We start from the raw sequence: 12680 nt of genomic DNA, 5'->3' as shown, positions 1-12680 counted from the left end.
TAAAATAGAGGGACTTTGGGGTCTTATTTTCCGAATCTGAGCCTATTCCGCACAATAGGGGAATTATTGGGTCTTATTTTTCGATGAACAGGTCGAAAGGCGGTCTTTCGCCACTAAATTGTGAAAATAGAGCTATAAAATTCCTCTATTTCACGCAACATGAGGGACATCGGCTGAAATAGCGCCCTTTTTTTCCTTTATGTTGTCACCCGGGATTTCAATAGACTAATTTTGCCGTTTTTTCAAGTCTTCACTTGCCATCATGCTAACGTTATTTCCAGAATCGTCTACTAGGGGTATAGGCGGAAATTGCTAGAAAAAACGCCTCATCGTCCTGTGAAAATTCGTCACTTTGATCGCTATTCTTGATGTTACGGGCAGGAATATATTTTCGACCAACTATCGCCTTATGTAGATACGATTTCACGTATGCTTACTTAAAGGCGATTACATTGGGCCGGGGCCATCCTTCTCGAATTTAATATGCTGGATAGAACAAGCAACACTTACTTTAAAGCCGAAAAACAGCCTTTACAGGTTCCAATAAAATAAAATCAAATCTTCGTCGCGAATATGTTCCTCCAGGCATAACCGTGATCAATATCTGGTTAACGATAAATCCGTCCAGATCACCGTCCGCTCTACTAAATCCAGGATGACGGGAATGGCAATCTGCGTATCGGCGGCGACGTCGATTTTGTTCACCACTGTCGAAGGCTCGAAAATCTCGCCGGAACCCGGTTTTTTGCGCATCATCCAGCCCACAAAGCATTCCGGCAAATCGCAATAAGGCTGACTCGTAAACGAATGCAGGGTAGCCACAATATAACGGCCGCCATAATCGACGATGGAGGGAATGTGCAGGTCGATGAACTCGCATGCGCCCTGAGGGGCCGATACGATATCTCCGCTGTGAACGGCCCGGTATTTGGAGGAGCGCAGATGGGTATAAGAAATATGCTCCACATACTGCCAGTTGCGGTCATACATGACGGCGGACAAGTCAATATCTACGCGGCCGGTAGGCTTGCCGTCAACGATCCCCTCTTTCCACCAACTGAAAAAACGAATCGCATCTCCCTCTTCCATCGGTACGCGGCTTCCCCTTACAATCGTACGCAGGGCCTTGCTCGCCGATCTCTGGGAGAACGGTACAAGATAGTCCGCTAAGCGTTGATCGACATATACCTTCCCCAGCGGAAGGAAGCGCGGAGAACCGCTGAACCAGCGCCTGCTTGCACCATTGCACGATATCCCGGCATAATGCCTCATCGATCTCCGGGAGCGTATTTGAAATCGCGAGGGCTTTCGCCACGTTTCCTTTTGGGAAAAAGACGCGAAGATCCTGCAGTTCGTTTCGGCGGGCAAAATGATTTTTCACTTGCAGCAGCACGGGTGTCGATACCTGATCTACGATATCGCCAAAGGCTTGCACTACATACTCCGGGTCTTCGGCGGTTCGCAGCAAGTGATCCAATCTTCTGGCAAATTCGCCCGGACGCTGCATCAATAAATCAAGGAGAGTCCACGTATTTTGATATTGGAACGCAAGCTCAACGCTGCCGTTAAAAGTCGTGAAAGGCTTGTTATTGCGCAAAATATCAAAAGCTTCCTCACACCGGGCAAACCGGTGCTTAAACTCGGAGGGGTGCAGAATCTCGCCTAAACGAATCCAGCGGTCCTTAAACTTAAGCATATCCTCCGTTATCTGTCCGCATTGTTCCAGCAGTCCAAGGAGCAGCCGCCGCTCGGGCCGCTTGAATTTACGGAAGCGCGTTGCCTCGGTCAGACTGACATCGCCATCCGACCAAGCCGCGGCCAGCCGGAGAACATCGGAGGCCGTTTTGAAATACCTCCCGATCAGCCTCATGTTCGCCTTGTCATGCTTCAATAAGGAAGCAGCCACGAACCCGGCATTCTCCTTGAACGGAATCTCGGGCGGCAGCATCGCATCCAGCTCATCCGGGTCCGCGTATTCGATCGCCGTGTCGATATCTTGTTTGTCCGTCTCGGAGATGGAGCCCTTTGCTTCGATTAACCGGCGAATCAGAGTATGGAATTCTTCCTTGCTTCCGAGATCAATGACTTTTAGGGCTATCCTATCCGGCAAAGGCGCTCTATCGGCCGGCTCACGCTCAGGCAATTCTAAAGTAAGGTAATGGTATAAGGCATTCAGATAAAGCTCGGCGTCATCCTCCTGCATCACCTGCAGTGGAAATTCGGAATACATCGGCTTGTATTCCACATGAGCCCCTACCATGACCCGCAAATCGACCACCAGTTGATCATATAACGCTTTGAATCGCTCTCTGGATAAAGTGTGCACGGCGCGCATCAACTGATGCGAAAACGTAAATCCAAGCGATTCGATATTTTTTAAGGCCGTTGCCAAATAAGCCTTTGGGAGCCGTTTCTCCCCTTGTCCTTGTTCCACAATAAGTTTGTTTGCTCTTCGCAAATAGATGGTGTTTGTCATGATCAAAGAGTCCAGGAAAGCAGCGGCCCTAATTTCGCCAAATGAAGTAGAAGGAAGGACCGCGGGTAGCCTGAAGGTCAAGGTTCAAAGTCCGTAACCCGAACCTTTGATGCACTCATCTTCTCAAAATCCACGGCATGCCAACAGGGTGAAAGTATTACGACTTATAAACCGGGCTTGTACCAGACTTAGCTCCGGCTCCACACCTTGCCAAAACCAATTGGATTGGGTATTATTCCCATAACGAAACTTGTAGGAGGAAAATCGTATGCACCCCAAAAAAGTCCCCCGTTAAGCCCGTGCCCCCCCAACCATGCGTTAGCAACTGCTTAACCTCAATCAATTAGAAGGAGATGCTCGCTAATGCATATGAACGGACCTGTGGAAATTACTCGGGGCGAACGGCTTGAAACCTGCCGCGAAATTGCTGCGAGATTGCATGAGGTGTACGGAGAGAACATCCGGGCCATTGGCGTCTACGGCTCTGTGTCCAGAGGTACGGACGGGCCCTTCTCGGACATTGAGATGTTTTGTGTTCTCAAGGGAGAAGGCGAACCCGCGGAATTTAGCTACGAATGGTCGGCGGGGCCTTGGAAAGCGGAAGTGGATGTCTGTAGTGCGGACGTTCTGCTTAGAACTGCTTCAACAGTTGAGGGGGATTGGCCGTTGACGCATGGGCCGTTTTTTTCCCCGCTGAGCCTGTATGATCCTGAAGCATTTTTCTTCAGATTAAAGGAAGCGGCCGAGTCGCCAACAAAGGAGGACTTCAGGCGTGCAATCAACGAGGTGCTTGTCGGGGAAATGTACGAATTTGTTGGCAAGCTCAGAAATGCCAGTCTAAACGGCCCACGCACCTACTTGCCAATTAATTTTCGCCTGTATGCCCCTGCAGGACACAAATACTCCTATAGGGGTATTTTTTCGTACTCTAGACCGGATCACTGTTTTGACCCGGCCCGAATATTTTCTTTCGCATTCTTGTTCAGGTTCAGCAGGTCTTCAACCGTAACGAACTCAACGCCATCGCTTTTCAGAGATTTTACGATCCGGGGGATCGCAGCGACAGTACCGCTCAAATCCTCGCCTTGTCCACCGGCGGCATGCTGCAGAATAATCGCGCCCGGCAGAATATGGCCAAGCACATTGGTACTCACCTGATCCGCATTAAGCCCTTTCCAGTCAAGTGAATCGACGTTCCATCCGACAATCCTTTTATCTTTGCTCGCAAGCCAGAGAATCTGATTTTCATCCGTATTGCCGTAGGGCGGCCGAAATAGGGCAGGCACGGAACCAGTGTAATTGCGGATGATCTCGTCCGTCCGGGTTACCTCGCTCCGGAACTCGGGATCGGTAAGCTTCGGCAAATTCGGATGACTGTATGAATGGTTTCCGACCTCGTGCCCTTCTCTAACGATCCTGGCCATGATGTCGGGATGTGCCTCGACTCGGTTGCCGATGACAAAAAAGGTGGCCTTTACCCCAGCCTGCTTTAGCGCATCCAACACTTGCGGCGTGAATACGGCATCCGGCGCATCATCGAATGTAAGCGCAACCTGCCGTTTACTCCGGGGCCCGTTCAGCACGTAGTAAGTAGGATACTTATCGTGCAGATCGGCAAGCGACATCGGGTGAGGCATACGGACACGGCCCTCCGGGCCGCCTTGGAGTTCAGGCGTGCGGTTAGGCTGTTGATTCTGTTGCGTCAAACGTGCCTGTGATATCTTTTGGGTTTTAGCCTCGGGACGATTGTTGCCTTTTTCCTGGTTCTGTGCACATCCTTGGCACAGGGTCACTACAAGCAGACAAGCAGCCAACATTCTTAACGGTTTCACGTTTCATATAACCTCCCGCATGAAGCGATAGCATTTTGTGCCATAGCATTCCATAGAAGGCGATGATTTATGCGAATTGAAGGAGCAAGCGAGTATTTTACCGTCATCCGGAGCAGGAGGATTTCCATTCCCGCTGATGGATATATTGCTCGCCCCACTCGTCCAGTTGGTCCAATATGGATTTCAGCGACAATCCAAGTTCGCTCATTCCATAGACCACCTTCGGCGGCACCTGATTATATACCGTTCTCGTGATGATGCCGTCTTCCTCCAACTCCCGAAGCTGCTGAATTAACATTTTTTGCGTAATCTCGGGAATCGCCTTTTTTAATTCGCTCGTTCTCATGGGACCGGGTCCGCAGTTCAAATGGCATAAAATCAATAACTTCCACTTCCCGCCTATGACCTCCAGCGTCGCTTCCGCAGGGATGTTATACGTCCTTGTTGTCTGCTTTTCCATAGGATAACCATCCTCTCGCCAATCAGGGTAAACAGTTACTTATAAGTGACTATATCACTTTCGAGTGATTATATCACATTAAAGTAAGTACTTCCTATTTCTTACTGCTTATTAGATAATTTTATCGTAGCTTATTCGAAGTAAAAATTTTAGATCTGGAAGGTGACGTTTATGAAAATTTTGACCGTTGTGTCGCACCCAAGAGTGAATTCCCTAACCTTTGCCGTTGCGGACAGATTCGTACAGGGGCTTACTGATGCGGGACATGAGACAGAACTGCTGGATCTGCACCGCAGCGGCTTCAATCCTGTTATGTGGGAAGCGGACGAACCGGATTGGTCATCGAATCGCAAGATCTATTCACCAGAGGTGGAAGCCGAGATGGAACGAATGAAAAATCACGACGCGCTCGCCTTTATTTTCCCGATATGGTGGTACAATCTGCCCGCTATGCTGAAAGGATACATCGACCGGGTATGGAACGATGGTTTTGCTTACGGCTCCAATAAATTGCATCATAAACGAGTGCTATGGCTCGGCCTGGGAGGAGCTCCGCAAGAAGACTTTGAGAAGAGAAAGTACGATAAAATGCTCTCTCAGCTTCTAAACACCGCAATTGCCGAATACTGCGGAATTTCTAACAGCAAGGTTGAGATCCTTTATGACACCCTGGATTCAAGGCCGGAAATTTTCGAAAATCTCCTGATGCGAGCTTATCATCTAGGGCTATATTATGACAACGATTCAAAGGACGTACGTCCATCCTAACAGTAAGATCAAGTTCGTAACCACGCTCTGTAAACCTCCTGAAGCGCCAATCCCACTCAATCCCACTGTATGTTCAGTTTTTGTCAATCTGCCTGATTTACAATGGGATTCACTTAAATTTTTAGGAGGTAGTTATGAACGCTTCATTCAAAAAGTATGCGGCCGAATTCATTGGAACATTAGTGCTTGTTCTGTTCGGCTGCGGCAGTGCCGCTACGGCGGGAGGAGAACTCGGAAATTTGGGAATCGCCTTGGCATTCGGGCTGTCAATTGTGGCGATGGCCTACGTTATCGGTCCGATTTCGGGATGTCATATTAATCCGGCGGTTTCTCTCGCCATGCTTCTTAAACGTAAGCTAACCGGTACCGATTTCATCGGATACGTTGTGGCGCAAATCGCCGGTGCTATTGCAGGATCTGCCATTCTGTACGCCATCCTCGTCTCCGCGGGCATGCCAACAACAGGGCTTGGTCAAAATGGCTTCGGCCCCGGCTATGGGATCGGAATTTCAGCCCTGATGGCGGTCATTGTCGAAATCGTGTTAACCTTCGTTTTTATCTATACCATTCTGGGCGTGACCTCCACTGAGAGCAACGTGAACGTAACCGGCCTGGTCGTCGGACTCACGCTTGCTTTCGTACATATTTTAGGCATCGCCTTAACGGGAACGTCCGTCAATCCTGCAAGAAGCCTCGCGCCGGCGCTGCTGGTTGGCGGAACGGCTTTATCCCAAGTTTGGGTGTTTCTTATCGCACCGCTTGCCGGCTCGGTACTGGCCGTTGCCGTATATCAGTGGTTGAACAGCAGCCGCAGGGGGAAGCAAGCGTAAAAATGGCTAACTTGAGGGGCTGCCCCAAAGTCACTGAAGATGACTTAGGAGTTGCCCTCCTTTTTTGATTTACCAGCTAGCCTTTTCTCCTTCTTCATTCATCTCGTTCGCCCCTTTCTTTAGATATCCGCCATACTCTTGAGTCCACGTCCACATAGCTGCAAAAATCGGCTGCAGACCTTGCCCGGCCGAGGTGAGTTCGTATTCGACATGCAGCGGCACACCGGGGAAAATCGTCCGCGTGACGATCCCCTTCTCCTCTAACAGCCGCAAGCGATCTGTCAACGTTTTCGGACTAATCGGCTGCAGCTTGCGGCGTAATTCCCCAAACCGGCGGGTCCCGTTAAATAGTTCGAACAAAAGAAGAAGCATCCATTTGCTATCCAAAATCTCCAAGATAGGTTCAACAGTGCCGGGACAGGATTGATCCATCATGAATTATCACTCCATAGTTCATTTTTTGAAACTATTGCACTTAAATGTAACTACTTTTCAAATGTACCATAGATCAATTACGATGTGAATCGAAGGCAGGAACAAATCCTAAGGAGGAATATTACTATGAAAACTATTTTATGGGCAACGTTAGCCGCCAACGGCAATTATGCGCAATCAGGTCCCGAAAACCCGCCGACAAAAGAAGCGCTGGCCGACTTCGCGGCACAAGCCAAAGCTGCGGGAAATTTCATCGTTGGACGCCGCACTTTCGAAAGCATCGCCGGAAACGGTGGTGGCGGAGGTCCCTTTGCCGATCTCGATATCGTTGTCATTTCCAACAGCATCCCTAATAGTGCGAATATCCACAATTCGTTTCTCGGCCAAGAACTGGTAGACGAAGTGATTTTCAATGTGGCGCCTGTGTTGGAGGGTAAAGGATTGAATCTTTTAATCGACAAAGACCACTACCGCTGCAAACATGTGGAATTGCTGGACTGCAAGCCCCTCGGCGGCGGCGTGGTTCAACTGCGGTATGCAATTAATCGGTAACCATTAATTTGCTCTCCCGGTGATACGTCAGCGTTAACAATCCATATAACCTCGAGTTTCTATGCAGCCTGCAAGCAAAAAACCCTTCTGCACGGACGCAGAAGGGTCAGAGGTTAACCAATGATCAAAGTCTCGCGTTTTTTGTGTTTAATTTGTGTTTAATCCGTCTCTTCGCGATTACAAGCCTTCGATCATCGCTTTGATTTTGCTGTCGCTCTCCAAAGCGCGGAGAATGAGCGTCACGGCTTCGGCGCGGGCGGCCTTTCTGTCAGGTGCGAATGAAGAGGCGGATATCCCTTGAATCAGCTTGGCCGACGAGGCCTGTTCAATCGCATCCGCCGCCCAGTGTCCGCTGCTTACATCGCTATAGCTGGCCCGCGCGCCTGTGGAAAGCACGCTAAGATTCATAACACGCGAAATCATCGTCACCATCTCGGCACGGGTAATGGTTGCATTCGGCTTAAAGCTGCCGTCCGCATAACCGTTCACGATCCCCTTCTCCGCCAATGCGCCGATGTAACCGGCAGCCCAATGCGAGCCCGTATCCTTGAATACCGCCGCAGCTGCACTTGGGGTCAGCCCGAAAGCACTGACGATCATGGCGGTAAATTCCGCTCTTGTTACTGATCCGTCAGGACGGAATGTACCGTCCTTATATCCATCGACAATCCGCAGCTTCACGGCTTTTGCAATGGAGTTTTCACCCCAATGATGACTCGTATCGCTGAACGTCTTGTTCTCGTTTTTCGTTGCGGCAACCGCATCGCCGACCGCCTTCAGAACCGCTTCCCGGCTAACCGCGTCCGCTTTGAACGGGCTCACTGCGGTAGCCGGCTCTGCTGCGGCTGGCTGTCCCGGCTTAGCATCCGGCTTTTGCGTGCCCGGCACTGGCTGTTCCGGTTTGGCCGGAGAATCCGTACTGCCGCTGACTCCCCCGCCGCCCGAAGAGTTATTCCCGCCGGAATTTGAATTGCCGCCGTTCGACTTATTCTTAATAGACAAGGCGATGCGATCGTTTTGATAGACCACTTGAGCCGTATACTTGCTCGGCAACCCGCCGATCTCAACCTGGCCGAACTCTCCGCTCCGCTGACCGGCGTCATGGGCTACAAGAGTGATGGTTCCGGAACCAGGCACATAGTTATTGGCGAATTTTACGCGCAGTTTCCCGCCTGTTTGCACCTTGCCTTTGATTTCAAGCACGTCACCCGCGCCGGTAAGATTAAGCTCAAGGATGCCGCCCGCAGATTGCGCAAAGTTTCCGTTAATGGTCATTTTTCCATATACGCTCTCCACAACGGAGCCGCCGGCATTCACCACATCCCCGCTGCCGAAAGCCGTTGCCGAACCGCCTTCAAGCGTGCCGGCGTTGATCCGTGTGCCGCCGGAATACGTGTTATTGCCCAGCAGCTTTAAGGTACCGGTTCCTTCCTTTGTCAGCTTGCCCGTACCGGAAATGTCGTTCCGCCACTGGTCCAATGCATGGAAGCCGCTCTTGCCGGCATCCATCGCCACTGTTACATCGCTGTCAAAAGCGCCGTATCCGTCTGCAGCGGCAAACAGATTCAAACGTCCCCAACCTTCCGGATCGTCCAGCAGCGGATAGCCGGACGGAAGGCCAGTCGTAGCCAGAACCTCACGGCGCTGCTCATCGCTCAAATACGGAAGCCGGGTTTCCAGCAATACCTCGGCGCCTTTAGGAACAACCATAGGCTCCGTCGTGGAACCGATCGGCGAGAATCCATAGGTCAACCGCTTGGTAAATTCCGCTTTATTCTTCTCATAATCGCTGAACCGGTCTTCGGCCGTACCGCTCTGCTTCAGCAAAATGTCATGGGCCTGACCATAAGCGGCCTGTTTAAGCGCGGCATTCTCCGGGTCATTGAGAGTAGCCGCCGCCAAAGCCGTTGCCATAACGCGCCCGCCCATCACATCCAAAGGGGAATGCATACCGGCTACAATCCGGTTGTTCCCCATCTCCGATGCCCGGGTCAGCAGCTCCTGAAACCGCTCAGGCACAGCGTAGGCCAGAGACAACGCGGCGAGATACGATGCGTTGGTATGGCCGCTCGGGAAGCCGCCGTCCGTTTCGGGCGTGCTGCTTCTGGCAGGAAGCAAGACCGGCACAATAATGGAAGGATCCGTCCAACGGTACGGGCGAGGGTAGCTGAAATAATTTTTAGCCGGCGTCGTTGAAGCATAATTGCCCCGGAGCTTGCCGATCAAGTCGACCATGCTGCCCAACTGGGAGTTGGAATCGCCGCCTTTGTTCTGACCGTTGCCGTCGTTATATTTTACCGAAGTCGCATCGTCCGGGATATCGGTAATCGTGGTGTACGTTCCCGACATGGAGCGGTACACTTCGGACAGAGAACCCAGCCCATCGGCGGCCCCATAGGTTTGGTTCCTCCGGTCATCGTAATAGGCCGCTTGTTCCTCTTCAGGCGTACGGGCAGCCGCAATATCGGCCACGTATTGAATGTTGTAGTCCAGCACCTCGCTATTCAGCTTGGTTCCGTTATCCCAGGAAGATCCGGGCTTCCAGAGGTTCAGGTATCCGGAGAGTATTCCGATCGCCGGGTTGGAATAGACCGCATCATTCACGGAAGTGTTGTTTTTGTAGCTATCCACAAAGTGCCCCCATGCCGGCGCTGCCGGCAGCCGGGTGGAGGACGCGGCGGATGCGGCCACTGCCGGATTCCCAATCATCAAAGAATTGGAAATGACCGCCAGCCCTACAGCAGTTGACAACAACTTGGTTGTGAGCTTTGTTTTCATAACTTATCTGCTCTCCCATCATATTTTTTTCGATTCGAACCGGTGCTAATGTAGCATCCGGCCATGCCATCCTTCAATAAGACAATTTCTCCATTCTATCAATTTGGGATCATTTCGGCCGATTTCGGCGATTTAACATTCGCTTAACATAAACCGTGAATTAATTTGTCATAGTATGGTGTATAATGCCGCCGGGGAGGAGAGTAAGCTTTGAAAAAGTGGAACTCAGCATTTGCCAGCCTGGTTATTTCATATGTATCCATGGTGCTTGTCATCGTCCTATTGCTCTGCACTGTCTTCTATTTCTATTTCTCGGGCAAATATAAGGAGGAACTGCGCGACAAGAGTCGGATGATTCTTGAGAATACAGCCCATACGATTGAAACTTCGGTGCTTCAGAGGGCCCAGCAGGTCTATCTGGAACTATCGCTGGACAAAACCGCCGATCTTCGTTTATTCGCCGATGCTTCCATACCAAAGCATCCGGCCGGCGCGATCGACCTCCAGGCGCTGCTGAAGTCGGAGGTGGCCGCCCATTCGGATATCGTGCAAGCGGTACATCTGTACGATCCCAAGCGGAATGTCATGCTTTCATCGCTTTACGGGCTAAAATACAATGCCGATCAAGGGGACGGCGCCGAATTTTTGGCGGACTGGATGGACGGAATGCGCAAGCACAAGCAAAACAGCCTGTGGACCCCGGCAAGGTGGATCCCGGAAGATATTTTCTCCAACGTCCCGGGCGGCAACGGCAATAACTTGCTCACTTACGCGCACAGTTATCCCTTTCAGTCCTCCGGCGAGAACAGCGACCTGATCATCGCCATCGATGTGAAGGAAAGCGCGGTGAACGGGATTATCCGGAATATGATGCCTTCGCAATATGAGAGTACGTTTATTTTGGACCGGTGGGGACGCATGATCAACGGTTCGGACAAGGATACATCAGGTCTTCAGAGCGATTTCGACTTCAGCATCGCCAAGGTAACGGAGTCCGGGGCGGATGCCGGAAGCTTTCTCGACAAGATCGGCAGCATCGCCTATGTGGTTTCCTACCAAACCCTTCCGTCCACCGGCTGGAAAATGTACAGCGCCATGCCCTCCAGCTTCTTCTATGAAAAATCGCTGGTCGTGCAAAAGCTGACCCTTGGGATATGCCTGCTTGCCCTTCTGTTGGGCACTCTGCTATCCGGGATTTTGGCCGGAGTCAACTATAGCCCGATCAAACGGTTGGCCATGAAAATCAAGGATCTGACCGGCCATACGCCTGAACCTGCAACAAATGAGTATCGGATGATTGACTCCGCCTTCACCAGGCTTAGCGATAAAGTCAGCAGCCTGGAAGAGACCTTGCAGGCCACTGGCCCGATTATCAAGCGCAATGTTGTAATGAATATTCTGCACAACGATTTTACCCGCGAGACATTGGCGAAAGAGCTGCCATGCCTGGGCATCTCCCGGGAGTTCAAGCATTACTGCTGCCTGCTCCTCAATTCGGGGGGCGCCATTGCCGCATTAAGCTCCGGAGATATGCAGGTGGTCATGCAGCGGATGATCGCCCGGCTGGAGGCGGTTTGTCCGCCGGAGAGCCGGATCATTGCCGAAGAACTGCCGGATAAGAAGATTGCAGTGATCCTTTGCGCCCGTGAAGCGTCCGACGCTCTATTGGAGCAGTTCTCCCGTTTGGTGTTATCGGAGAGCAAGCAGCAGCATCTGGAACTTCAACTCTCGTGGGGCTCTTGGGTGCGGAGGATGGCCGATGTCCACATCAGCTATAACGAAGCCCGGACCTTGATAAAATACGCTTATTTCCTGCCGGAGGTTTCCATTTTGAAGGACCTGCGCCTCTTGGAACGGGAGAACAGCCTTGACGAAATTCCGCAATCGGTACTTGCAAGGTTCAGGGAAAAATTGCACGCGCGTCAGCTCCATGAGATCGAAACGGCGGTCAAGCAGCTTGTTACTGCTATGCGGGAAGGCATGTACCCCGCCGATTACTGCCACTTTGTTCTGGCGAATATCGTGTTCGTCTACTCCGATTATTTAAAAAGCGTCCGCTATACCCCACCTGTTCAAGGACATTTGGATCTGTACAATCAGTACATCGAGCTTCGCAATATCCATGACTTTCGGGATTGGCTGGTGGATTCGGCCGCCGCTTTCATCCATCACACGGAGAAGCGGAATAGCGAAAGAGCCGTCTCCACGATTGAATCGGCCAAGCAGTATATCGAACGCCATTTGTCCGAAGACCTGTCTCTGGAGGCGGTATCCGCCAAAGTGTTTATCAGTCCTAAGTATTTAAGCAAGCTCTTTAAAGAGGAGCTCGGCGTCACCTATACCGACTACGTCACCGGCCGGCGTATGGAACGGGCCAGGGCGCTGATCGAGAACAACAATATGACGGTCGAACAAATCGCGAGTACGGTCGGCTACGGGACGGCGGCCTATTTTATCAAGAGATTCAAGGAAACGTACGGCTGTACACCGGGAAACTATTTGCGAAATATGGTGAACCAGGGTTAGCCGCTTCGGCCGGCCGGCGGAAG

At 51.3% G+C, this 12680-nt stretch carries 8 protein-coding genes and 2 pseudogenes; 5 read left to right on the top strand and 5 right to left on the bottom strand.

Going from position 1 to position 12680, the window contains the following annotated elements:
- Nucleotides 1–597: 597 nt before the first annotated feature.
- Nucleotides 598–2476: pseudogene (locus NYE74_RS04375) on the bottom strand (TerD family protein).
- A gap of 363 nt (nucleotides 2477–2839) precedes the next feature.
- On the opposite strand from NYE74_RS04375, the pseudogene NYE74_RS04370 reads away from it, so the two are divergent.
- Nucleotides 2840–3340 (top strand): annotated as a pseudogene (locus NYE74_RS04370) (kanamycin nucleotidyltransferase C-terminal domain-containing protein); the annotation flags it as partial.
- A gap of 74 nt (nucleotides 3341–3414) precedes the next feature.
- Here the strand turns inward: NYE74_RS04370 and NYE74_RS04365 are convergent.
- On the bottom strand, nucleotides 3415–4308 hold the full coding sequence (locus tag NYE74_RS04365; protein ID WP_227872797.1) for a polysaccharide deacetylase family protein: 894 nt from the start codon (nucleotides 4306–4308) through the stop codon (nucleotides 3415–3417).
- A 103-nt stretch (nucleotides 4309–4411) separates the two neighbouring features.
- Nucleotides 4412–4768, bottom strand: a complete 357-nt coding sequence (locus NYE74_RS04360) for a winged helix-turn-helix transcriptional regulator (RefSeq protein ID WP_036618506.1) — start codon at nucleotides 4766–4768, stop codon at nucleotides 4412–4414.
- A gap of 171 nt (nucleotides 4769–4939) precedes the next feature.
- On the opposite strand from NYE74_RS04360, the gene NYE74_RS04355 reads away from it, so the two are divergent.
- Entirely contained in the window at nucleotides 4940–5536 is a 597-nt protein-coding gene (locus NYE74_RS04355; protein ID WP_341004590.1) for an NAD(P)H oxidoreductase, read from the top strand.
- Nucleotides 5537–5670: 134 nt separating this feature from the next.
- A complete protein-coding gene (locus NYE74_RS04350; RefSeq protein ID WP_036618495.1) occupies nucleotides 5671–6366 on the top strand; it encodes an MIP/aquaporin family protein in 696 nt (231 codons plus the stop codon).
- A 69-nt stretch (nucleotides 6367–6435) separates the two neighbouring features.
- On the opposite strand, the gene NYE74_RS04345 is transcribed toward NYE74_RS04350, so the two are convergent.
- Nucleotides 6436–6801 (bottom strand): winged helix-turn-helix transcriptional regulator, encoded by a 366-nt coding sequence (locus NYE74_RS04345; RefSeq protein WP_036618490.1) that lies wholly within the window; start codon nucleotides 6799–6801, stop codon nucleotides 6436–6438.
- 126 nt (nucleotides 6802–6927) lie between these two features.
- On the opposite strand from NYE74_RS04345, the gene NYE74_RS04340 reads away from it, so the two are divergent.
- On the top strand, nucleotides 6928–7353 hold the full coding sequence (locus tag NYE74_RS04340; RefSeq protein ID WP_316560510.1) for a dihydrofolate reductase: 426 nt from the start codon (nucleotides 6928–6930) through the stop codon (nucleotides 7351–7353).
- Nucleotides 7354–7530: 177 nt separating this feature from the next.
- Here the strand turns inward: NYE74_RS04340 and NYE74_RS04335 are convergent, their stop codons facing one another.
- Nucleotides 7531–10131: an S-layer homology domain-containing protein gene (locus NYE74_RS04335; protein WP_316560511.1), complete on the bottom strand. Its 2601-nt coding sequence runs from the start codon at nucleotides 10129–10131 to the stop codon at nucleotides 7531–7533.
- Between the two features lie 210 nt (nucleotides 10132–10341).
- On the opposite strand from NYE74_RS04335, the gene NYE74_RS04330 reads away from it, so the two are divergent.
- Nucleotides 10342–12657: an AraC family transcriptional regulator gene (locus tag NYE74_RS04330; protein ID WP_316560512.1), complete on the top strand. Its 2316-nt coding sequence runs from the start codon at nucleotides 10342–10344 to the stop codon at nucleotides 12655–12657.
- Nucleotides 12658–12680 lie beyond the last annotated feature (23 nt).

Origin of the sequence: Paenibacillus sp. FSL P4-0127 (genome assembly GCF_038007325.1) — a bacterium.
Taxonomy (GTDB): Bacteria; Bacillota; Bacilli; order Paenibacillales; family Paenibacillaceae; genus Fontibacillus; species Fontibacillus macerans.
This window is presented reverse-complemented; position numbering and strand designations above follow the sequence as displayed.